General features: G+C 70.9%; 18 protein-coding genes. 10 read left to right on the top strand and 8 right to left on the bottom strand.

The window, feature by feature from the left end; all coding sequences use genetic code 11:
- Positions 1-8 precede the first annotated feature (8 nt).
- Genes IF28_RS0113440 through IF28_RS0113430 form a run of 3 tightly spaced genes read right to left on the bottom strand, consistent with a single transcriptional unit; the run spans position 9 to position 2,502 of the window.
- A complete protein-coding gene (locus IF28_RS0113440; RefSeq protein ID WP_030218581.1) occupies positions 9-1,148 on the bottom strand; it encodes an NAD(P)/FAD-dependent oxidoreductase in 1,140 nt (379 codons plus the stop codon).
- Entirely contained in the window at positions 1,145-1,333 is a 189-nt protein-coding gene (locus tag IF28_RS0113435) for a ferredoxin (RefSeq protein ID WP_030218578.1), read from the bottom strand. Before IF28_RS0113435 ends, IF28_RS0113440 begins: the two co-directional genes overlap by 4 nt.
- Entirely contained in the window at positions 1,330-2,502 is a 1,173-nt protein-coding gene (locus IF28_RS0113430) for a cytochrome P450 (RefSeq protein ID WP_030218575.1), read from the bottom strand. Before IF28_RS0113430 ends, IF28_RS0113435 begins: the two co-directional genes overlap by 4 nt.
- A gap of 248 nt (positions 2,503-2,750) precedes the next feature.
- Between IF28_RS0113430 and IF28_RS0113425 the strand changes: the two genes are divergently transcribed.
- From IF28_RS0113425 to IF28_RS0113395, 7 genes are all read left to right on the top strand, one after another.
- Positions 2,751-3,725 carry an aryldialkylphosphatase gene (locus tag IF28_RS0113425; protein WP_030218573.1) on the top strand — a complete coding sequence of 325 codons (975 nt, stop codon included), beginning with the start codon at positions 2,751-2,753 and terminating at the stop codon, positions 3,723-3,725.
- Between the two features lie 49 nt (positions 3,726-3,774).
- Complete coding sequence (locus IF28_RS0113420; RefSeq protein ID WP_030218570.1) at positions 3,775-4,731, top strand: phosphotriesterase family protein; 957 nt, start codon at positions 3,775-3,777, stop codon at positions 4,729-4,731.
- Positions 4,732-4,744: 13 nt separating this feature from the next.
- On the top strand, positions 4,745-5,860 hold the full coding sequence (locus IF28_RS0113415) for an FAD-dependent oxidoreductase (RefSeq protein ID WP_030218568.1): 1,116 nt from the start codon (positions 4,745-4,747) through the stop codon (positions 5,858-5,860).
- A 4-nt stretch (positions 5,861-5,864) separates the two neighbouring features.
- A complete protein-coding gene (locus IF28_RS0113410) occupies positions 5,865-6,788 on the top strand; it encodes an alpha/beta hydrolase (RefSeq protein WP_030218564.1) in 924 nt (307 codons plus the stop codon).
- Positions 6,789-6,831: 43 nt separating this feature from the next.
- Positions 6,832-7,773: an MBL fold metallo-hydrolase gene (locus tag IF28_RS0113405; protein ID WP_030218560.1), complete on the top strand. Its 942-nt coding sequence runs from the start codon at positions 6,832-6,834 to the stop codon at positions 7,771-7,773.
- A gap of 18 nt (positions 7,774-7,791) precedes the next feature.
- A complete protein-coding gene (locus IF28_RS0113400; protein WP_030218557.1) occupies positions 7,792-9,528 on the top strand; it encodes a CocE/NonD family hydrolase in 1,737 nt (578 codons plus the stop codon).
- Positions 9,529-9,616: 88 nt separating this feature from the next.
- On the top strand, positions 9,617-10,420 hold the full coding sequence (locus IF28_RS0113395) for a VOC family protein (protein WP_030218554.1): 804 nt from the start codon (positions 9,617-9,619) through the stop codon (positions 10,418-10,420).
- On the opposite strand, the gene IF28_RS0113390 is transcribed toward IF28_RS0113395, so the two are convergent.
- The 3 genes from IF28_RS0113390 to ligA all read right to left on the bottom strand — a co-directional run bounded on the left by IF28_RS0113390 (position 10,401) and on the right by ligA (position 14,326).
- Entirely contained in the window at positions 10,401-11,084 is a 684-nt protein-coding gene (locus IF28_RS0113390; protein WP_199808988.1) for a phosphoribosyltransferase, read from the bottom strand. The genes IF28_RS0113395 and IF28_RS0113390 overlap by 20 nt on opposite strands.
- Positions 11,085-11,169: 85 nt before the next feature.
- The gene (locus IF28_RS0113385; protein ID WP_030218547.1) at positions 11,170-12,078 is read right to left on the bottom strand and encodes an SMP-30/gluconolactonase/LRE family protein; all 909 of its coding nucleotides are present in this window, start codon (positions 12,076-12,078) and stop codon (positions 11,170-11,172) included.
- 175 nt (positions 12,079-12,253) lie between these two features.
- Positions 12,254-14,326 carry an NAD-dependent DNA ligase LigA gene (ligA, locus tag IF28_RS0113380; protein WP_406710538.1) on the bottom strand — a complete coding sequence of 691 codons (2,073 nt, stop codon included), beginning with the start codon at positions 14,324-14,326 and terminating at the stop codon, positions 12,254-12,256.
- A gap of 106 nt (positions 14,327-14,432) precedes the next feature.
- On the opposite strand from ligA, the gene IF28_RS0113375 reads away from it, so the two are divergent.
- Entirely contained in the window at positions 14,433-15,005 is a 573-nt protein-coding gene (locus IF28_RS0113375) for a TetR/AcrR family transcriptional regulator (protein WP_030218538.1), read from the top strand.
- A 38-nt stretch (positions 15,006-15,043) separates the two neighbouring features.
- Positions 15,044-16,222 carry a GDSL-type esterase/lipase family protein gene (locus IF28_RS0113370; protein ID WP_030218537.1) on the top strand — a complete coding sequence of 393 codons (1,179 nt, stop codon included), beginning with the start codon at positions 15,044-15,046 and terminating at the stop codon, positions 16,220-16,222.
- A 1-nt stretch (position 16,223) separates the two neighbouring features.
- Here IF28_RS0113370 and IF28_RS0113365 read toward each other — a convergent pair whose 3' ends face one another.
- Complete coding sequence (locus IF28_RS0113365; RefSeq protein WP_030218536.1) at positions 16,224-17,318, bottom strand: glycoside hydrolase family 43 protein; 1,095 nt, start codon at positions 17,316-17,318, stop codon at positions 16,224-16,226.
- Between the two features lie 294 nt (positions 17,319-17,612).
- Between IF28_RS0113365 and IF28_RS0113360 the strand changes: the two genes are divergently transcribed.
- Positions 17,613-20,882, top strand: a complete 3,270-nt coding sequence (locus tag IF28_RS0113360) for a glycoside hydrolase family 2 (protein WP_030218535.1) — start codon at positions 17,613-17,615, stop codon at positions 20,880-20,882.
- A 64-nt stretch (positions 20,883-20,946) separates the two neighbouring features.
- Here IF28_RS0113360 and IF28_RS0113355 read toward each other — a convergent pair whose 3' ends face one another.
- Positions 20,947-23,310: a glycoside hydrolase family 2 gene (locus IF28_RS0113355; protein WP_030218533.1), complete on the bottom strand. Its 2,364-nt coding sequence runs from the start codon at positions 23,308-23,310 to the stop codon at positions 20,947-20,949.
- Positions 23,311-23,421 lie beyond the last annotated feature (111 nt).

Genomic DNA, 23,421 nt, shown 5'->3' with positions numbered 1-23,421 from the left:
GGCGAACCCTACGTGGCCGCCCGGGTCATCCGGCGCAGCCGTGGGACGGGGATGCGGTGGTTGAGCGCCACGGCCCGGGCGGTGCCGTCCCGGTCCTGCCAGCGCATCAGCGCCGGACCGCCGCCCGGCTCCCCGTCGACGTACTCCGGTGCGCCCTGGACGGGAAGGTGCCCCACCGCCTTCAGTCTCAGCCCGAACTGCTCGGTCCAGAAGTACGGGCGGAAGTCGAGCGGGGGTGCCTCCTCACCGAGCACCAGAGCCCTCGCGGCGGCCTTCGCCTGCTCGATCGCGCTGCTCCACAGGGGGACACGGCGCACGCCCTGGGGGGTGGGGAACGCCGCGAGGTCACCGACGGCCGCCACATCGGGGCGCACGAGGCCCCGGCTGTCGACCGGAACGGCCCCCCTCGCGGTGAGGCCCGAGCCGGCGAGCCACTCCGTGTTGGGAATGTCGCCGGCGGCGGTGATGATCACCTCCGCCTCCAGGACCGGGCCCTCCGAGAGGACGACCCGGGCGTTCCCGCCGTGCCCCTCGATCCGCGCGGCCCCGGTCTCGACGACGGTGACGCCCTGCTCCCGCGCCGCCCCGACGAAGACACCGGCGAGGTACGGGCCGAGCTGGAGGACCAGCGGCACGCCCTGGGAGACGACCGTGACCTCGCAGCCCGCGGCCAGACAGCCCGAGGCGATCTCCATGCCGAGCGGGCCGCCGCCGATCACGACGACCGACGGCCTGCCGGCCAGCCGGGCGCGCAACGACAGCGCGTCGTCGAGTCCGCGCAGGGTGAGCTCCTCGGGCAGGCCGGACAGCCGTCTCGCCCGGGAGCCGGTGGCCAGCACGACACGGTCGTACGCCAGCGCCGTACCGTCGTCGAGCGTCACCCGCCGGCGGTCCGGGTCGAGCCCGGTCGCCCGCACACCGAGCAGCTCCGTCGCCCCGTGGCCGGCCGGCGGCAGCTCGTGCGCGGTCATGTCGTCGCCGTCGAGCAGCAGCGCCTTGGACAGGGCCGGGCGGCTGTACGCGGCGTGCGGTTCGTCGCCGACGACGGTCAGCTCACCGTCGAAGCCGGCCTCACGGAGCGTGTCCGCGGCGGTGAGGCCGGCGATCCCGTTGCCGACGACGACCACGCGCTCCGGGGGGCCGCTCATTCGACCCTCAGTGCCGCGACCGGGCACACACGGGCGGCGGCGGCCGCCAGGGATGCGTCGGCGCCGTCGACCTCCTCCTTGTCCAGCACCAGTTCGCCCTCGTCGTCGAGGTGCATGAGCTGCGGTGCGGCCTCCTCGCACAGGCCGTGGCCCTCGCAGCGGGGGCGGTCGAGAACGATCCTCACGCGGGGATCACCTCCAGGACGGGGAGCGCTTCGATGCTCCGGGTGGTGTTGCCGGGAACGCGGACCTCGGGTCCGGCGACGAGACGTTCGACGCGCCGGGAGAGCGCCTCGATCACGGCGTGCGCCTCCAGGCGGGCGAGTCCCTGGCCGGCACAGCCGTGCGGCCCGTACCCGAACCCCAGGTGGTCGACCGGGTTGCGCTCGACGAGGAAGGTGTCCGGGTCGTCGTAGTGCCGCGGGTCGCGGTTGCCGGCGCCGAGCAGCACGGCGACCTGGGCGCCCGCCGGGATGACGGTCCCGCCGACCTCGACGTCCTTCGTGGCGAGCCGGCCCCAGGTGTTGATGGGCGCCCAGTAGCGCAGCACCTCGTTGAACGCCGCGGGCACCAGCGTGGGGTCGGCGCGGACCAGGGCGAGCTGGTCCGGGTGCTCGGCGAAGAGGGCGACGATGTTGCCGATCGCCGCGATGGTGCTGTCGACACCGGCGCCGAGGTACTGGTGGATGATGTGGCCGGCCGTGTCCGGGGGAATGGCGCCGCGTGCCTCGGCTTCGAAGATGCCGCGGCCCACGGAGCCCTCGGCCAGGTCCTCGGCCTTGACCTGGGAGCACCAGGTGTACAGCTCGCCGGCGATGGGGAAGTTCTCGGCCGTGCGCTGGTTCATCGGGCCGAGGACCTGCATGGCGGCCTGGCCCCAGCGCAGCATGTTGGCGCGCACATGGCCCGTGAAGCCGATCAGGTCCGCGACGACCGCCAGCGGGAAGGCCCGGGCGAGGGCGTCGATGGCCTCGAAGGAGCCCTTCTCGACCAGCTCGGCGACGAGGGCGTCCGCCTTCGTGTCGATCCCGGCCTTGAGACCGCGCAGCGCGCGCGGCGAGAGGTTCTCGGTGAGCGCGGCGCGCAGCTGGGTGTGCGCGGGAGGGTCGGAGGCGAGGGAGGTGCCGGTGAGTGCCTCGTTGGCCATCGGATTGAACGCGATCGAGGCCGACGAGAACGACTCCCAGTCCGCGAGGGCGTCACGGACGACGTCGTACCGCGTCAGCGCGTAGACGTCGTTCCGGGGGAGATGGACGACAGGGCCACATTCCCGCAGCTCGGCGTGGGCGGGGTACGGATCGAGGACGACGTCGTCGGCGAAGAGGTCGACGTCGGAGGTGGGAGGGGTGCTCATGCCCCTCAGTGAAGTCGTCGACCCCACATCGAACAAGTGAATGCTTTACATGACCCTTCATGCACGGCGTGCATGTTCCGCATCCGCGTCCGCGCCGGTGAAGGGGGTCCGAGACCCTGTACGCAACCCATGGTGAATTGTTTTTTCGTGGCGTTCGTTTCATTGACGGCCTGTAAAGCGAATGCGTACTGTGATCGCACCCACAGGGTGTGTTCCGCGCATCCCACACCGGAAGACGTGAGGCAGGCATGAGCGTCAAGAGCAACACCGTGAACACCGTCCTGGGACCGGTGCCGGCCGACGAGCTGGGTGTCGTCTCGGTCCATGAGGCGCTGCTGTCGGTGGTGCCGGGAGCCGAACACGCCTACGACGTCCGCATCGACCGCGCCGAGATCTTCGAGGTCCTCGCCGCGAAGCTGGGGGACTTCCGCGCCCACGGCGGCGGCACGATCGTCGACAGCACCGGCATGTTCCACGGCCGCGACGTCCGGCTGTACGAGACCCTCGCCCGTACGACCGGCGTGCACATCGTCGCGTCCACCGGCCAGGGCCCGGAGGAACTGCTCGGCGGCTACTTCCTCACCCCGCAGACCAACCCGCCCACGCCGTGGCCGGCGGAGAGGTTCGCCGACCTGTTCACCAGGGAGGTCACCGAGGGCATGGTGGTCCCGCGGGTCGAGCGCCGCGGCGCGGCGGGCCTGGTGGCCACCACCGCGACCCGCGACGGCATGACCGCGACCGACGAGAGCCTGTTCCGGGGTGCGGCCCGGACCGCTCTGAGCACCGGCGTCGCGGTCTCCGTCCGCTACGGCAAGGACGCCCTCCACGACCTCGACATCGTCCTCGACGAGCGACTCCCCGCCGACCGCGTCGTCGTGGGCGGACTCGACCGCGCGGACGCCGTCGCCTCCGGCGCGCCCCTGGAGGTGGCCCGCCGCGGCGCCTACGTGGCCCTCGACCACGTGGGCACCGAGGACGGCACCCACCTCACCGACGCCGGGCGGGCCGACCTGGTCGCCGCCCTCGTCGAGGCCGGCTTCGCCGACCGGATCCTGCTGTCGGCCGGCGCGACCGGCGTGGCGAAGGGCCACACCGGCAACGACCTGCCGTACAGCCACGTCCTGACCAGCTTCGTCCCGCTTCTGAAGACACAGGGTCTCAAGCCCGAGGACGCGCGGCGGATTCTCGTGGAGAACCCGCGCGACCTGCTGTCGGTGCGCTGAGCGCGCCGGCGCCGACAACCGTCAAGTCTCCTACTCGAAGGTGAGCGTTGTGTCGAGAGTGAACACGGTCCTGGGGCCGGTCCCGGCCGAGGAGCTGGGACTCGTGGCCGTCCACGAGCACATCGGATACGGCATGCCCGGCTCCGAACTGGACACCAAGTGGTGGAAGACGCCCGAGCAGCGGTACCAGGAGACCGTCCCGAAACTGCGCGCGTTCCACGAGTACGGCGGCGGCACCTTCGTCGACGCGACGGGCATCTGCAACGGCCGCGACGTCGACCACTACAAGTCGCTGTCCGCGAAGACCGGCGTCCACATCGTCGCCTGCACCGGCTTCGTCGGCGGTGACACCGCTCTGCCGCACTTCGCGAACGCCGACGTGGACTACCTGATGCGGCAGTTCGTCCACGAGATCACCGTCGGTATCGGGGGCACCGGCAGCCTCGCCGGCGTCATCAAGGTCGGCGTCAGCCGCGGCGGCCGTATGACGGACCTGGACAAGCGCATCTACCGTGCCGCCGCCCGGGCCTCGCTCAGCACCGGCGCGCCCCTGCTGACCCACCTGGCCATCGACGCCGAGAACGCGATCTCGATCTTCGACGAAGAGGGCCTGCCGCTGGATCGCGTCCTGTTCGGACACGTCGACGACGGTGTGAACGCCGAGAAGACGCGTGACGTCTGGATCGCCGGGAAGGGCGGCCGCATCGGCTTCGACACCTTCGGCTACGAGACCGAGCTGCCCGACCCGCCGTTCTGGGCCCGCCCCCGCAAGGAGCGCCTCGACCACTTCCTGCGGTTCATCGACGGCGGCCGGCGGCTCAAGCAGGTCCTCGCCTCCGCCGACGCCAACTGCAGCCCGCTCGGCTGGCCCGGGGTCAAGGGCCACACCGTCAACTACATCTTCGAGGACCTCATTCCGGACCTCCGCGCCGCCGGTCTCGACGACGCCGCCATCAAGACGGTCTTCGTCGACAACCCCGCCGATTTCCTCACCCTTCAGAAGTAGAGCGAGAACCATCATGCAGTCCTCAGAGCTGAAGAACCTGAAGATCGCCGTCGTCGGAGCGGGCTACGGCGGTGCGGCTGCGGCCAAGGCCCTCAGCCTGCTCGGTGCCGAAGTCAACGTGTACGAGCAGGCCAACCGGATCCGCGAGGTGGGCGCCGGCATCGGTCTGCGCCCCGCGACCATGAACCGGTTCCGCGAGTGGGGGATCTTCGACGCCATCGCGAAGGTCACCTCGCCGAGCGAGTACTTCGAGATCCTCACCGCCACCTGCGACCCGATCATGAAGGAGACATGGCCGGCCGCGGGCGAGCAGACCCACACCCACCTGATCCACCGCGGCGACTTCATCGAAGCCCTCCTGGGCGTGCTCCCCGCCGGCATGGTCCACCTCGGTCACAAGCTCGAGAAGGTCGAGGACAAGGGCGACCGCTCCGTCCTCACCTTCGCCGACGGCACCAGCGTCGAGGCCGACCTGGTCGTCGGCGCCGACGGCATCAAGTCGGTCGTGCGCCGCGAGCTGTTCAGCGACCAGGGCCCGGTGTTCGCGGGCGAGCACGCCTACCGTGCCGTCATCTCCCTCGACGCCGCCCACGGCATGGTCGACGACGACAACCTCCGCATGTACATCGGCCGGGGCACCAAGCTCTACCTGCTGCCGCTGCGCCACCGGGGCCAGGTCTCGTTCGACATCACCGCCCTGTGTCCGGACGGCACCTGGACCCCCCAGGTCACCAAGGACGACCTCCTGAAGACGGTGGAGGGCTTCGACGAGCGTCTCGTGAGCATCGCGCGGGGCCTCGACATGGACACCGTGAACGTCCGCGCCGTCTACGACATCGACCCGGTCGACACATGGCACTCGGACTCCGTCGTCCTCGTGGGCGACTCGGCCCACTCGATGCTGCACCACCAGGGCCAGGGCGCCAACTCGGCCATCGAGGACGGCGGCGCGCTCGCCGACGCCCTGCGCGAGGCGGACTCCGTGAAGGAGGCACTGGCCCTGTACCAGGCCACCCGGAAGCCGGTGACCGACAAGCTGCAGAGCATTTCCCGCCAGGGCTGGTCCGAGGACGAGATCGACGAGGTCTTCCCCGGCCAGAAGCCCGCCCCCGCCGCCCCGCAGGAGTGACCCCATGACACTGCACCCCGAGATCGCCACGTTCCTGGCCGGCCTGCCGGCCCCGGACGGAGCCCCGCTCGACCCGGTCGCCATGCGCGCCGCGGACGAGACCCACGTGGCTCCCCCGGAGGAGCGCCTGCCGCTCCACGCCGTCGAGGACATCACGGCGAAGACGTCCGTCGGCGAGGTGCCGGTACGCGTCTACACCCCGGACCGGGCCGACAGCCACGGCCTGCTGGTCTACTTCCACGGCGGAGCGTTCTTCCTCGGCAGCCTGGAGACCCACGACCACGTAGCCCGCTCGCTGGCGAAGGAGACCGGACTCAAGGTCGTGTCCGTCGGCTATCGGCTGGCCCCCGAGGCGGCCTTCCCGGCAGGTCTCGACGACTGTTACGCCGTCGTGCGCTGGGCGGCGGGGGAGAACGCGGACCTGGGCTGGGACGGCAGGACCCTCGCCGTCGCCGGCGACAGCTCCGGCGGCACCTTCGCCGCCGCGGTCGCCGCCCGGGCGCACGACGACGGCTTCGACCGGATCACCCACCAGATCCTCTACTACCCCTCGCTCGACCTGGACTTCGACGTCGAGCGCCATGCCTCGCTGCGGGAGAACGCCAAGGGCTACGGCCTGGAGACGGAAGGCCTGAAACACTTCAACGCCTTCTACCTCGACAGCGGCGCGGACCCCGCCGACCCGCTGGTGTCGCCCCTCAAGCGGGCCGACCTCACCGGGCTGCCGCCCGCGCTGGTCGTCACCGCCCAGTACGACCCGATGCGCGACGAGGGCGAACTGTACGGGGAGCGGCTGCGCGAGGCCGGAGTGGAGACGACGGTGAGCCGGTACGACGGCGCCGGCCACGGCTTCGTCCAGCACTTCTCCTGGATCCCGGAGTACCGCGAGGTCTTCGAGGAGACGCGCGACTTCCTCGGCCGGCGCTGACCCGGCCGGCCCGGCACGAGTTCGGACTTTCGGAAAGAGGACCATGACGCAGGCAGTCGCCGTCCACCCCCTGGTGTCGCCATGGGGCCGGTTCGGTCTGTACAGCTTCTTCATCGACGCACCCGAGCCGGCGATCGTCGACACCGGCATCGCCTCCTCGCCCGCCGAGGGCATGGCCCCGGCACTCGAGGCGATCGGGCGCCGCATCGAGGACGTGCGCTGGATTCTGCTGACCCACGGTCACATCGACCACGTCGGCGGGGCGCACGCCCTGTGGGAACTCACCGGGCGGCGCGCCCGGGTGGTCGTCCACGAGGCCGACGCGCCGATGCTCCGCTCGCGCCGGGCCCATGTGGAGGAGTACCTGGCGGGCCGGGGCCGGTACCTGGACGACCCCGGGGGAGAGGCGAAGGCGACGGCCGCCGCCAACGCCGTCATCTCCGCGGAGATGGAGCCGTCCCTGGTGGTCAGGGGCGGCGAAACCCTCTCCCTGGGAGGCGACGTCACCGTGTCGGTGCACGCCGTACCGGGCCACACCCCCGGATCGGTCGCCTACGCCGTCGACGGACAGCGCTCGGTGTTCACCGGCGACGCCGTCCAGGTCCACGGGGCGGCCAACGGCTTCCCCGGCTACACGGACCCGGTCGCCTACCGGGCGAGCCTCGAGTACCTGCGGGACGAGATCCGCCCCCGGCGCCTCTACCTGGGGCACCCCTACCGCCGCGCCGACGGCACACCGTACGGCGTCGAACTCGACGAGGCCGAGGCCCGGGAGGCCCTCACCCAGAGCCTGGACGTCGAGGCCCGCGTCGCCAGGGCCGCCCGCGGATGCCTCACGGCGGGGCTGCGGGAGACGGATTCGCCGTACTCCCCGTTCGCCCGCGTTGCCGAGGAGCTCGGCTACACCGGCGATCCCGCGCTCGAGCCGTCGCCGTTCTTCACGTCGATGGCCGGCTACCGCACGCACCTCGAACAGAACCTGTAGCACAGGAGCCTCATCATCATGACCGACCTTCACACGGTCCGCGCGGGCGAGCAGCCGATCGGCGTCCGCAAGGATCTCCGGGTGCCGATGCGCGACGGCGTGACCCTCGCGGCCGACGCCTACAGTGGCACGGACGACACCCCGCGGCCCGCGCTGGTGGCCCTCAGCCCCTACGGCAAGGAACTCCAGGCCCTAGCCCTGACGACACCGCCGCAGCGCCGGCCCAGCCCCATGTGGGACGGCTGCATCGAGGCCGGTGACATCGCCCGCGTCGTCCGGGAGGGCTATGTCCACGTCATCGGAGACCTGCGCGGCTCCGGTGCCTCCGAGGGCGAGCACATCGGCAACTACAACGCCGGCGGCGTCTCCCTCGGCCAGGACGCGTACGACTTCATCGAGTGGGTCGCGGCCCAGCCCTGGTGCGACGGCAACGTCGGCATGATCGGCATCTCCTACTTCGGCTCCATGCAGGTGCTCGCCGCGGCCGAGCGGCCCCCGAGCCTCAAGGCGGTCTTCGTCAGCGGCGGCCACTACGACTTCTACGAGACCACCTACCACGGCGGCATCATGTGGTTCATGCCGCGCGCCGCCCGCGAGGGCCGCGGCGGCGACTCCGGCTGGGCGTTCACCGACGGCGTGAAGTCCCGGATGCTGGAGACGTACTCGCCCGAGGAGATCAAAAAGCGGGTCGCCGAGCGCCTGAACGACCCGGACGTGGCCGCCTGGCCCAACCTGGTCCATGTGCTCACCTACCCGAAGAACCACGAGGCCTGGTTCGACATCGTGATGAACGAGCTCGACGGCGAGTGGTACGAGGAACGCAACCCGGTCACCCTCGCGGCGGACATCGACATCCCGGTCTGGCTCCAGATCGACCAGGGCCGCGGCTGGACCCTGGACGGCACCATCGAGCTCTACCACCGGATCAACGGTCCGAAGAAGCTGGACATCGGCCCGTACCCGCCCATGCAGTCGCGCCCCTTCATCGAGGAGCACGACAAGATGTTCCGCTGGTACGAGTACTGGATCAAGGGCATCGACAACGGCGTGATGGACGAGCCGGCCGTCACCGTCCACGTCGAGGGCTCCCGCCGGTACGTCACCGGCGCGCAGTGGCCGCCGAAGCCCGTCGAGCACAGGCCGCTCTACCTCCGCCCGCGCCACAGGCTCTCCTTCGAGCCCGAGCCGATGGGCGCCGAGCACGCCGTCCCCGACGGCTTCTACCAGGCGCCGCTCACGGTCACCGACAAGGTGGAGATCCTCAGCTGGAGCACCGAGCCGTTCACCGAAGCCACCGAGATGATCGGCCAGGGCGCGGCACACCTCTTCGCCGAGATCGACCAGACCGACACCAACTTCATCCTCCGCATGTGGGACGAGGCCCCGGGCGGCAAGCGGCAGCTCGTCACCACCGCCTACCTCAAGGCCTCGCACCGCGAACTCGACGAGGGGCGCACCACCGAGGGCGACCCCCACCACCCGCACACCCGCGCGGTGCCGGTCGAGCCGGGGAGGATCGAGGAGTACGTGCTGCGCGTCTACCCGTTCGCGGCGACGTTCCTGCCGGGCCACAGGCTGGTCGTGGAGCTCTCCAACGACGAGCCGCTCGCCGACGCGCACAACGCGCTGCTGCCGCCGGACGCCTTCCACCTGCCGGTGGGCCGCCCCGTCACCCACAAGATCTACCGCGACGCCGCCCACCCCTCGCGGCTCCTGCTGCCCTTCACCACCGGCGGCGCGCAGGAGACGGCGTAGCGGACCGGCCCGGACGGCGAAGCCGAGGGGCGGGTGCCGGCGCCCGGTGGCACGCTGAGTCAAAAGGGAATCTGCGAAAGGACATCGCGTGATCACCACCGACTTCGCCCCCGGGGCTCCTTGCATGCTCGACCTCGGCGTCCCCGACGTCCCCACCGCCGCCGCCTTCTACGGCGCGGTGCTCGGCTGGGACTACGAGCCCATGGGGGAGGCCGGGACGGAGGGCGTGGAAGGAGGCATGTTCCGCAAGGACGGCAAGATGGTCGCCGGGCTCGGCAAGCTCACCGAGGAGGGGGCGCGCCCGGCCTGGATGATCTACTACAGCGTCACCGACGCCGACGCCACGACCCGGGCGGTGGAGCGCGGCGGCGGAACCGTGCGGGTACCGCCGATGGACCTCGAGCAGTGGGGGCGGATGGCCCAGTACAGCGACCCGCTGGGCGGCCAGTTCGCCGTCTGGCAGCCGCGGGAGAGCAAGGGCGTCGACCTCGTGGACGAGCCGGGCTCACTGTCCTGGACCGAGCTCTACACCAGCGACGCGGCCGCCGCGAAGGAGTTCTACCGCAGTGTTTTCGACTGGCGCTACAGCGACATGGAACTGCCGGGCGGCGGGGGCACGTACTCCCTGATCACCCCGGCCGGGCAGCCCGAGGAGCGTATGCACGGCGGCCTCATGCAGGTCGACGAGGGAGACCTCGCCCCGGCCGGCGGGCGGCCGTACTGGCATCCGGTGTTCAACGTCACCGACTGCGACGCCGCGGTCGCCGAGGTCAACGGGAACGGCGGGAGCGTACAGATGGGACCGGCGGACGCGGAGGGCGTCGGCCGGATGGCCGTCTGCCTCGACCCGCACCGGGCGGACTTCGTGGTCCTCACCCCCGCCCGGAGCTGAGCACCGGACCGGCGGGGTGCGCTCGCCCCGCACCCAGGGCGTCCAGCACCTCCTGATCGGTGACCCGGTGGTAGTCCTCGTACCACTCGCCGACGGACCGCAGCCGCCGAGGCCGGTACAGGGCCACCACGTCGTCGGCCTCGTCCCGCAGCGCCGCCGCGGTATCGTGACCGCACACCGGCACCGCCAGGGTCAGCCGCAGCGGTCCGCCGCGCCGCAGACTCCGCAGGGCCGCGCGGGCGGTGATGCCGGTCGCCAGCCCGTCGTCCACGATCACGATGCTGTGACCGGCGACCTCCGGCGCGGGCCGGTCACCCCGGTAGACCCGCTCCTGCCGGCGCAGCTCGGCCCGCGCCCGGTCCACCTCGGCGCCGAGTTCGTCCTCCGCGAGGTCCAGGACCCTCATCCCCGTACGGTCGAACACCGGGGGATCGTCGTCGGCGACCGCCCCGACCCCCACCTCGGGGGACCCGGGAACCCCGATCCTGCGGACCACCAGGACATCCAGGGGCACCTGCATCGCCCGGGCGATCTCCGCCCCGACCGGGACGCCGCCGCGCGGCAGCGCCAGCACGGTCACGTTGGCGAGATCGCCGCTGCTCGACCACTCCAGCATCCTGACGGCCAGTTCCTGTCCCGCATGCGCACGGCTTTGGAATCGCACGGCTCGCTCCCTTCCTCGGCCACGTCCGCCTGGGGGCCGGGTAACCGTGAATCCGGTGGGCCAACCGGCCGGGGGAGCGGACCGGTCAGAGGCGCGGGGCCCCCGTCACCGACATCACCAGGGAGTACAGGGAGGTGGTGGCGGTGATGAACAGCCGGTTGTTCCTCGGCCCGCCGAACGTGACGTTGGAGACCGGCTCCGGCACGCGGAGCCGTCCGATGAGGGTGCCGTCCGGGTCGTAGCAGTGCACGCCGTCGTCGAGCGCGGCGGCCCACAGCCGGCCCTCGTCGTCGAAGCGGATGTTGTCGAAACGGACGTCCCCCCGCCCCTCGGCGAAGACCCGGCCGCCGGACAGCGTGCCGTCGTCCCGGATGCCGAACACATGGATGCGGGCGGCCCGTGAGTCGGAGACGAAGAGGCGGCTCTCGTCGGGGGACAGGACGACCCCGTTGGGGCCGTCGAAGCCGTCCGCGGCGAGGTGGACCTCACCCGACGCCGGATCGATCCGGTACACGTTGCACGCGCCGATCTCCGACTCGGCGCGATGACCCTCGTAGTCGCTGATGATGCCGAAGTCCGGGTCGGAGAACCAGATCGTGCCGTCGGAGCGTACGACGGAGTCGTTGGGGCTGTTCAGCCGCTTGCCGGCGTACCGGTCGGCGAGGACGGTCAGGCTCCCGTCCGCCTCGGTGCGGGTCACCCGGCGGTTGCCCTGCTCGCAGGTGACCAGCCGGCCCCGCCGGTCGACGGTGTTGCCGTTGCTGTGACCGGCCGGTGAGCGGAAGACCCCCACGGTCGCGGTGGCCTCGTCCCAGCGCAGGATGCGGTCGTTCGGGATGTCGCTCCAGACCAGCTGACGCCAGGCGGGCAGATACAGCGGCCCCTCGGCCCAGCGGCAGCCGTCGTACAGGACCTCCAGCCTGCTGTCCCCGTTCACACACCGTCCGGTACGGAATCGGTCGTCCAGGATCTCGTACGGGCTGTCGGCGGGCATGGCGTCCTCTCCCGGAGAGTGATCGGAAGGGGATTCAACCACGGGCCCCGTCACGGCCCCCGGACAGGCGGGCCGCCGCGGCCGTGGCGACGGCCTGTCCCCCCGCCACGCGGCGTCCGCGTCGGTGACGGAACACCCGCGTACGGCAGCACACCGGCGGCGGCCCGCGCGCCGCTCAGTCGAGGAGGCCGGCGACCAGCGCCGCGAACTCCTCAGGTGTGGCGAGGCGCAGACCGAGCTGTTCGGCCTTCGCGCGCTTGGAACCCGCGCCCTCGCCCGCCACCACCAGCGCGGTCTTCCTGGAGACGCTGGAGGAGGAACGCCCGCCGGCCCGTTCGATCAGTTCGTTCATCTCGTTGCGGGAGAGCTTCTCCAGGCTGCCGGTCATCGCGCCGGTGACCACCACCGTCATCCCGGCCAGCGGGCCGCCCTCCGCCGGAGCCTCGTCCTCGGCACCGGGAGGCGGCGGCGGAGTGGCGCCGGGCTCCGTCATGTTGACCCCGGCGGCGGCCAGCCTGTCGATGAGCGGCGCGAGTTCGGCCAGCTCCGCGACGATCGTGGGCGCCTTCTCCGACCCGATGCCCTCCACCCGCTGCATCGACTCCGCGTCGGCCGCGCGGATGTGGTCCATGGTGGCGAAGTGGCGGGCGATACGCCGGGACATGGACCGCCCCGTGCCCCGCACACCCAGCGCGCACAGCACCCGCGACAGCGGCTGCTCCTTGGCCTTGGCCAGCGCGGCGAGCAGATTGTCGGTGCTGGTCTCGCCCATCCGCTCCAGCGCGAGCAGCTGGTCGCGCCCGAGGGCGAACAGATCGGCGAGATCGGTCACCAGACCCGCCTCCACCAGCTGCACGACCCGGGTGCCGCCCAGGCCCTCGATGTCCAGCTGGTCGCGCCCCGCGGCGTAGGCGAGGGACGCGACGAGATGGCAGTTGCGGCCCTGGGCGCAGCGCCAGCGCTCCTCACTGGAGTCGATCTCCGAACCGCAGCGCGGACACGACTCGGGGAACTCGACCGGCCGCTCCTCACCCGTACGCAGATGGGCCACCGGGGCCTCGATGCGGGGGATGACGTCGCCCGCGCGGTGGACCATGACATGGTCGCCCAGGCGCAGGTCGCGGCGGGTGATGTCGGCCGGGTTGTGCAGCGTGGCGTAGGTGATGGTGGAGCCGTCGATGACGACCGGTTCGAGGACACCGCGCGGCGCGATGATGCCCGTGCGGCCCACGTTCCACTCCACCTCCAGCAGCCGGGTGATCTTCTCCACGGCCGGCAGCTTGTAGGCGATCGCCCAGCGCGGCGCACGGGTGCCGGAACCCGCGGCCCGCTGGTCCTCGGCGAGATCGGCCTTGATGACGATCCCGTCGATGCCGAAGGGCAGTTCGGCACGGAGCGCGGCGATCTCCCCGACCCGCTCCAGGACCGCCTCCGCGCCCTCGGCGACCACGTCCGGGACGGCGGTCCCGGCACTGGTGTGCACACCGAGGTCGCCGGCCAGCGCCATCAGCTCGCTGTGCGCGAGCTCGGTCAGCTTCTCGGCGAGCGGGGCGTCGGTGCCGGGCAGCGGCAGCAGCCCGTAGCCGAAGAACGTCATCGGCACCGTGTAGACCCGCTCCTTCGCGCGCAGCGTGCCCGCCGCCGCGTTGCGCGGGTTGGCGAACGGCTGCCCGCCGTGCGAGGTGCGCACCTCGTTGGCATGCTCGAACTGGGCGTTTGTCATCAGGACTTCGCCGCGCACCTCCACGGTGACCGGCTCGTTCAGCTGCTCCGGCAGCCCCTCGACGGTGCCGATCGCGTGCGAGACGTCCTCCCCGGCCGTCCCGTCCCCGCGGGTGATCAGCCGGGTGAGACGGCCGGCGCTGTACCGGGCGGCGATCGCGAGCCCGTCCAGCTTCGGGCCCACGTCGAAGCGCGTGGCGTCCCGGCCGATACGGCGGGACAGCGAGGCGGTCCAGGCCGTGAACTCCTCCGCCGAGAACACGTTGTCCAGGCTGAGCATCGGCACCGTGTGCGGAACGTCGCCCTCCACCGCACCACCGGCGACCTTGCCGGTGGGGGAGTCGGGCAGTATGCCGTCCGGATGCTCCGCCTCCCAGGCCGAGATCCCCCGTACCAGCCGGTCGTACGCGTCGTCGTCCAGCACCGAGGTGCCGCCCTCGTAATAGGCGGCCGCCGCGCGCACGGCGTCCTCGACCGCCTGGGCGTAGGCGGCGGCATCCACGATCACTGCTGCGGGTGTTGTCATACGCAGCATCCTGCCTCCCACCACTGACAACGGGGTCCGACGGCACCCATTTGCCTAAAGCCTTTAGGGAGATGCATACTCGATTTAGTCGATTGAGGGGATGGCTATGGCAACACGTGCGGGACTGACCACCGAACGCCTGACCAGAGCGGGGGCCGAGCTCGCCGACGAGGTCGGCTTCGACCAGGTCACCGTCTCGGAGCTCGCCCGGCGCTTCGACGTGAAGGTGGCGAGCCTCTACTCCCACCTGAAGAACTCCCACGACCTCAGGACACGGATCGCACTGCTCGCCCTCAAGGAACTCGCCGACCGCGCCGCCGACGCCCTCGCCGGACGGGCCGGCAAGGACGCCCTGACCGCGCTGGCGAACGTCTACCGCGACTACGCGCGCGAGCACCCCGGCCGCTACGCCGCCGCCCAGTTCCGGCTCGGCCCGGAAGCGGCGGCCGCCAGCGCCGGAGTGCGGCACGCCCAGATGACCCGCGCCCTGCTGCGCGGCTACGACCTCACGGAACCGGACCAGACCCACGCGGTCCGCCTCCTCGGCAGCGTCTTCCACGGCTACGTCAGCCTGGAGATGGGCGGCGGATTCAGTCACAGCGCCCCTGACACCCAGGACACCTGGACCCGCGTCCTCGACGCGCTGGACGCCCTCCTGCGCAACTGGCCCGAACCCTGACCGCGGACCCCGCCCGCCCGACCCACGGACGAGAGACAATGCCCTCCACCTGGACCACCACACCCGTCACCGCCGATCTCGTACACGGCGCCCTGGAGCTGGAACACACGGCGAACGGGGTCCTGCCCCACCGCCTGCCCGCCCGGGCCCGCGCCCAGAACACGGACGGTCAGCTCGCCATGGCCGAGTCCCAGCCCTCCGGCGTACGACTGGTCTTCCGCACCCGCGCGACCGCCGTCGAACTCGACACACTGCCCACCAAACGGATCTACACCGGCGCCCCGCCCCGCCCGGACGGGCTGTACGACCTGCTCGTCGACGGACACCCGGCCGGTCAGGCCGTCGCGACCGGCGGCAACACCCTCACCATCGACATGAGCACCGGCGCGGTCGAGCACGGCACCGGCCCCGTCGCCACCCTCCGCTTCACCGGTCTGCCCGGCGAGGAGAAGACCGTGGAGATCTGGCTGCCGCACAACGAGACCACCGAACTCGTCGCCCTGCGCACCGACGCCCCCGTCGAGCCCGCCCCCGCCCTCGGCCGCCGCACCTGGCTGCACCACGGCAGCTCCATCAGCCACGGCTCCGACGCCGCGAGCCCCACCGGCACCTGGCCCGCCCGCGCCGCGACACTGGGCGGTGTGGACCTGGTCAACCTGGGCTTCGGCGGCAGCGCCCTGCTCGACCCGTTCGTCGCCCGCGCGATACGGGACACGCCCGCCGACCTGATCAGCGTCAAGATCGGCATCAACCTGGTGAACGCCGACCTGATGCGGCTGCGCGCCTTCGCCCCCGCCGTCCACGGCTTCCTGGACACCGTCCGCGACGGCCACCCCACCACGCCGCTGCTCGTCGTCTCACCGATCCTGTGCCCCCTCCACGAGGACACCCCCGGTCCCACCGCCTACGACTTCAGCCACCTCGCCGAGGGCAGGCTCCTGTTCACCGCCACGGGCGACCCCGAGGAGCGGGCCGCGGGCAAGCTGACCCTCGGCGTCATCCGCGACGAACTGCGTCGCGTCGTGACCCGGCGTGCCGCGGACGACCCGAACCTGCACCACCTCGACGGCCGTGACCTCTACGGCGAGGCGGACCACGCCGAACTGCCGCTGCCCGACCGGCTCCACCCCGACGCGGCCACGCACCGCCGCATCGGCGACCGCTTCGCCGCCCACGCCTTCACGGCCGACGGCCCGTTCGGCGACGGCAACGGCTGACCTACTCGAAGAACTTGAGGCTCCAGCCGGTGTCCGTGTTCGGCCCCGGCACGTTGGCCCGGCTGTAGGTGGTGTTCCCCCACCAGCAGAACGTGCCCGTGTACCAGTAGCGGTTCTCCCACGTGTACGGCGTGCCCTTCGGCACCGCGTGGAACATCAGCGGGAACCTCGGCCCGGCGGGCGGGCTGGTGTTGATGTCGCCGCGCAGCAGCACGAAGCTGTGATGGCCGGGGCCGTTGACGCGCAGCGTCGGGTCCCAGCCGGCCATCATGGTGGCCCGGTTCGAACCGAAGAGGCAGCCGTTGGACTTGTACCAGTCCCACACGTACGTCGGATCGCCGCCCGCCCGCAGCCGCAGGTCGGCCACGCAGTACTGGTCGCTCCAGCTGCCGTTGGCGGAGTACGTGATGTGCAGCTGCCCGCTCGGATCCTTGATGGGCTCCGGGCCCTCGTTGATGAACGGGTTGCCGACCACCCGCTCCCAGCTCTCCCGGGGCTGCGAGATGACGTATCGCGCACCCGTCGGTGTGGTCGGGCCGCTCATCCGGGCGATGTACAGGTTCTGCTCGACATTGGTGTCCCCGGCCCAGCCGGACCAGACGAACCAGCGCTGCCCGTTGAACGTGAACAGCGTTCCGTCGATCGCCCACTTGTCGTCCGGCAGGGCCAGTTGCGACTCGGCGGAGTAACCGCTGTCGGGACTCGCCGAGCTGATCACGAACATCCGGTGGGCCGCACCGCGCCCGGCCGTGAAGTAGATGTAGTAGCGGCCGCCGTCCATCACGATCTCCGGCGCCCAGACCTCACCACGCCCCCGCGTGTCCGACCAGACCTGCCGCGGGGCCGCCGAATCCAGCGCTGCCGTCGAGGAGGCCTGCCGCACGGCGATGCCCCCGCCGGTCGACTGCACGGAGACGTATGTGCCGCCGACCCGGAGCACGCTCGGATCGGCGGCCCGCAGACCGGTCTGGTCCGCCTGAGCGGGTTCGGCGCACGTCAGGGTCAGCGCGGCGGCGAGCACGCCGGACAGCACGAAGCCGACCACGCCGGTCGGACGGCGGAAGAGCCTCCTCGCCCCCTCGGGAAACCTGGCCATCGTGTCCCGTCACCTCCACGCCGAGGTTTTACATCGATGAAAGACGCCCTCACAGGATTGTGACCGGCGCCGGGCCTGTCAAGAGAGCCGTCAGGCCGGGCCGATGGTCATCCCGGCGCCGCGTGGCACGAGCTGACGGATCATCAGCTCTGCGCGAGGCCTGGACAGTCGTCGGGCGGCGTGCTGTCATTCCGCTGCACAATGAATTTCCAACGTTGGAATAGTTTCCCGGCCGAGCCGACGGCCACCCCTGTTTCGTCCTGGCCCCATGCCCTCTGCGCGAGGAAAGGTTCGATGACAAGACAACTCCCCAGATCCCGATGGTGGACCCTGCTGACCGTGGGTGCACTGGCCCTGTCCACGGGCGCCCTGGCCCCCGCCGCGTCGGCCGCCGCGCCGATCGCCGGACTGTCCGCCGGCACGGCCGCCGCCGACGCCGACGTGGTGGTGCACGGCCTCAAGGGCGAGTACTTCAGCATGTCGGAACCGGGCGCCCGGGACTTCGCCGAACTCGGCGGCACCCTGCTGGAGCCGCAGATCAACTTCTCCGGACTCACCAGCACCTTCGAGGAGCTGACCGGGCGCACCGAGCACACGACCGCCCGCTGGACCGGGCAGATCGAGGCACCGGAAACCGGCGATTACACCTTCTACGCCATCGGCGACAACGGATTCAGGCTGTTCATCGACGACGAACCCGTCATCGACCACTGGGTGGGCGACTGGGACAAGGAACAGACCAGCGCGACGGTCAGACTCGCCGCCGGCGAGAAGCACGACTTCCGTATGGAGATGTTCCAGGACGTCGGCGGCGCCAACATGTTCCTGCGCTGGTCGACGCCTACGATGTCCAAGCAGCTCGTGCCGACGACGGCGTTCACCCCGCCCGCCGGTTTCGAGGTCTTCCCCGTGGAGCCGACCGTCACCGAGGACGGCCGCAAGCTGCGTGCCCGGTTCGAGAACCCGGTGGGCGACCTCGCCGCAGTGGCCGGACACCTCAAGGTGGAAGCCGACACGACCGCCATGCCGGTCGAGTCGGTGGCCGCCGCCCCCGGCGACCCCAACTCCCTTCTGATCACGCTCTCCGAGCCGGTCCAGAAGAACCAGCAGGTCCGCTTCACCTACGACGGCGAGGGCGGCCTCACGGCCGGCGGCAAGGCCGTACCCCGTATCGTCCGCTACGCCGTGAACACCTCCACCCACCGCATCACCACCCCGTGGGGCGACAAGGTCGACACGAAGAACCCGCTGCCGGAGTACCCGCGCCCGCAGCAGGTGCGCTCCCAGTGGAAGAACCTCAACGGGCCCTGGCAGTTCAGCGGCGCCGAAGCCGGTGAGCAGCCGGTCTTCGGCAAGGACCTGGACGAGAAGATCATCGTGCCGTTCCCGGTCGAGTCGCAGCTCTCCGGGCTCGAGCGGCACGAGGACCACATGTTCTACCGCAAGCTCGTGGACGTGCCGAAGAACTGGAAGGTCGGCAAGAGCGGCAAGTCCAACCGGCTCAAGCTCAACTTCGGTGCCGTCGACTACCGGGCCACCGTCTACGTCAACGGCAGGAAGGTCGCCGAACACACCGGCGGCTACAACGCCTTCACCGCCGACATCACCGACGCCCTCAAGAGCAAGGGCAAGCAGGAGATCGTCGTCGCCGTCACCGACACCGGCGGCGCCGACCAGCCGATGGGCAAGCAGTCCACCAACCCCGGTGGCATCTTCTACACCCAGTCGTCCGGCATCTGGCAGACCGTCTGGATGGAGCCCGTCGCCGAAGCGGCCATCGACAACGTCGTCACCACGCCCGACATCGACACCGGCACCCTCGCCGTGACCGTCGAGTCCCAGAACGCCTCCAAGCACGCCCGCGTCGAGGCCGTCGCCCGCGACGCCCGCGGCAAGGTCGTCGGCCGGGTCAGCGGACCCGCCGGCAAGAAGCTGGACCTGCGCGTCGCCAAGCAGCACCTGTGGAGCCCGGACGACCCCTACCTCTACGATCTCGACATCAAGCTGAAGGACGGCCGGTCCACCGACAGGGTCGGCAGCTACTTCGGCATGCGCGAGATCGGCATCGAGGAGGTCGGCGGCTTCCAGAAGCTGGTCCTCAACGGCAAGCCGGTCTTCTCCCTCGCCACCCTCGACCAGGGGTTCTGGCCCGACGGCCTCTACACCGCGCCCAGCGACGACGCCCTGGCGTTCGACCTCCAGGCGCACAAGAAGCTCGGCTTCAACGCCGTCCGCAAGCACATCAAGGTGGAGTCGCCGCGCTGGTTCTACCACGCGGACAAGCTCGGCCTGCTGGTCTGGCAGGACTTCGTCTCCGGGAACATCACCAACGAGACCGGGCAGAAGGCCTTCGTCGACCAGGGCCGGGAGATGATGCGCCAGCACCACAACTCGCCCTCCGTCATCGGCTGGATCGTCTTCAACGAGGGCTGGGGCGAGTGGAACCGCGAGGCGACCGGCAGGATCGCCGAGTCGGTGAAGGCCGCCGACCCGTCCCGTGTCGTCAACACCCACAGCGGCGTCAACTGCTGCAACTCCAAGGGTGACTCGGGCACCGGCGACATCATCGACCACCACGACTACAACAACGACGACGCGCCCTTCCCGGACCACCGGGCGGCCATGGACGGCGAGCACGGCGGCTTCACGCTGCGCACCCCGGGCCACATGTGGCCGGGCACGCCGACCGTGATCTACAGCGGGGTGAACGACAAGGAGGCGCTGACCCGCAAGTACGTCGAGAACACCGAGAAGTTCTACCTCGACCAGGCCGGCGCCGAACTCTCCGGATCGGTGTACACGCAGATCACCGACCTGGAGAACGAACTCAACGGTCTGTACACCTACGACCGCCGGGAGATCAAGGTCGACCCGGTCCGGGTCCGTGAGATCAACCGCGAGGTCATCGCGGCCGGCGCCGCCGCGGGCGACCGCGAGCCGCTCAAGGGCGGCGGGTCCTGGTCCCTCGACGAGGGCACCGGCAGCACCGCGAAGGACGACGGCCCGAACGACAAGCCGCTCACCCTGAGCGAGGGCACCGGCTGGACCCCCGGAGTCAGCGGCAGCGCCTTGACGTTCGACGGCCAGGGCCAGTACGCCGAGACCGAAGGCCCCGTGGTCGACACCACCGGCAGCTACACGGTCTCCGCCTGGGTCACCCTCGACTCCCTGCCCGGCAACTACGCCAGCGCCGTCAGCCAGGACGGCAACCGCCAGGCGAGCCCCTTCTATCTGCAGTACGGCCAGGGCGCGTTCGCCTTCAGCACGCCCGACGGACAGCGCGCACGGCTGGCCACCACACCGGAGACCGGCCGCTGGTACCACCTCGTCGGGGTACGTGACGACGCGACGAACCAGATCAGGTTGTACGTCGACGGCGAGCTCGCGTCGACGGCGACCGCCGGCCCCGCCTACGTCGCCACCGGCCCGCTCGCCGTGGGCCGTGCCAAGTACAACGGTGAGAACACCGACTTCTGGAACGGCGCGGTGGACGAGGTCCACGCCTACGACAAGGCGCTCACCGCCGAGGAGGTGAGCGCGCTCCACAACGGGGAGAAGCGGTAGCCCTGTTCGACGGCGGGGTGGTGCGGCGCCCGGGCGGGCCCGCACCACCCCGCTTCTCATGGCGTCAGGGGGCCCAGGGGGCCTCCACCGCCCAGGTGGTGTCCTCGGTGAAGAGGCCGGGGCCGTCCCAGGTGTGGGTGCCCCCCGGCGTCGCCAGCCACAACTCGGCGTCGTAGTGGCGCAGATACTGCTCGGGGAAGTTGTAGGCCGACAGCCTCACTCCTCCGTTCGCGCCCCGGACGGGGCAGAAGGTGGCGTCGGCACGGAACAGGTCGCCGCTGCCGCCCTCCTTGTGGACACGGTATGCGCGGTGGCGCAGATACTCGCCGGGGTAGTTCCGCGACTCGAACGAGTAGCAGGTGCTGTCGGCCAGACCGGGCACGATCCGCCAGGTGGCGTCGTTCTTCAGCAGCGCGTCGCTCCCGCTGTTCACGACCGCGGTGAACGCGGCGCCGTCCTGGTGCCGCACATAGCGGTCGGTGAGGCCGGACGTCGTCACGCGCAGCGACTTGTACTGTCCGGTGGGCAGTGTCACGGGTGCGGTGGACGAGCGTGAGGCGTCGATCAGGGCCCGGTTGGCGGCCCTGACCCTGGCCTCGTCGACCTTGACCACCTGACGGTCGTAGGTGAGCAGGCCGTTGGCCTCGTTCTCGACGTCGGTGATCTCCGTGTAGACCGAGGCGGACAGCCCCCGCGGCATACGGACCTCACGGATACCGTCCAGCAGGCCGATGAACCGGTTGTTCAGATGCGCGAGGTCGGGCTGGTCCTCGTAGCTGAAGCCGCCGCCGGGGTACCACTCGTGGCCGGCCACCTTGAAGCCCAGGCCGCCGAACTCGCCGAGAACGGCGGCACGGGTGGCGCTGGGCACCGTGGTGCCGGGGCCGACGTACACATGGTGGTCGACCACATCACCGTTGCCGCCGTCCACCGCCCCGCAGCAGTTGACGCCGCTCATGTTGTTCACCAGCCGGGACGGGTCGTACGCCTTCACCTCGTCGGCGATACGGGCCTGGTCGTACTGGCCCCAGCCCTCGTTCTGGTTCACCCACATCACCAGCGACGGTGAGCTGCGGTGCTGGTCGATGATCCGGTCGTACTCGGCCTCCCACTGGGTGCGCGCCGCCGCGTCGGGGGTGCGCGTGTCCATGGCCGGCATGTCCTGCCACACCAGCAGTCCCAGCCGGTCGGCCCAGTAGAACCAGCGCTGCGGTTCGACCTTGATGTGCTTGCGCACCATGTTGAAGCCGAGGTCCTTGTGCTTCTGCAGGTCGTACCGGAGGGCGGCGTCGGTCGGCGCGGTGTAGATCCCGTCCGGCCAGTAGCCCTGGTCCAGGGTGCCCGTCTGGAAGACGAACTCGCCGTTCAGCACCGGGCGCAGCAGCCCGCCGACACGGGCGAGGCCGATGGTGCGCATACCGGTGTAGCTGCCGACCGAGTCGACCGCCGTGCCGCCGGACAGCAGGTCCGCCTTCACGTCGTAGAGGAAAGGGTCGTCCGGCGTCCAGCGGTGCGGGTTCGGGACCGGGACGGTGAACTCACCGCCGACCGGTCCGGTGGCGGTGCCGACCGTGGTGCCGCCGGCGGAGACGGTGACACGGGCCTGGTGGCCGTTGATCCCCGTGCCCCGCACGGTGACCTTGAGACGGTTGTTGCCGAGGTCCGGCACCATGTCGAGGCGGGTGATGTGCGCGGCCGCCGTGGGTTCCAGCCACACCGTCTGCCAGATGCCGGACGCGGCGGTGTAGAAGATGCCCCCACCCGGATGGGGTGTCACCTCGTTGACGCGCTGCTTGCCGACCGCCTGGCCGCCGGTCTGGCTGGGGTCCCACACGGAGACGACGACGGTGTTGGTGCCCCCGTTCAGCAGGTCGGTGATGTCGTAGGAGAAGGAGTCGTAGCCGCCGCTGTGGATGGCACCGGCCTGCCGGTCGTTGACCCACACGGTCGTACGCCAGTCACTGGCGCCGAAGTTGAGCTGGACGCGGCGGCCGTTCCAGTTCGACGGGACGGTGAAGGTGCGCTTGTACCAGAGCTTGTCGTTCTGGGTGATCCTGCGCTGGATGCCCGAGAGCGCGGACTCGGCGACGAAGGGCACCCGGATCTGCTCGGTGAACGAGGCGGGCCGGCCGGCGTCCGCCGAGGTGACGGCGAAGTCCCAGACACCGTTGAGATTGGCCCAGTCGGGGCGGGTGAGCTGCGGACGGGGGTACTCGGGCAGCGGGTTGTCCACCGGGACCTGGCCGGTCCAGGGGGTGGTCATCGGCGCGGGCTTCGGGGTCCACGCCTGAGGTGCCGCGGCCGCGGCACCGGAGACGGTGAGAACCGTACCGGCGACGAGGGCCAGGACCGCGAGCACGGTGGTGACCCAGCGTGCCCGCCGTCCGGACCGGGGGAGGTGCGGTGGTGGTGCGGGTGTTCGACGCATCGTCACTCCTAGGGAAGTGGGGGTGGGAGACGTGCGCGTGCGGAAACGGCCGGTCGCGCGATGGTGCGTGACCGGCCGTCTGGTACCCGGGTGCCGCGGCGTCCGCCGCGG

This window comes from Streptomyces sp. NRRL WC-3626 (assembly GCF_000718785.1).
In the GTDB taxonomy this organism is placed as follows: domain Bacteria; phylum Actinomycetota; class Actinomycetes; order Streptomycetales; family Streptomycetaceae; genus Streptomyces; species Streptomyces edwardsiae.
Note: the sequence above shows the minus strand (reverse complement) of the source record. Positions and strands in the feature narration are given on the sequence as shown.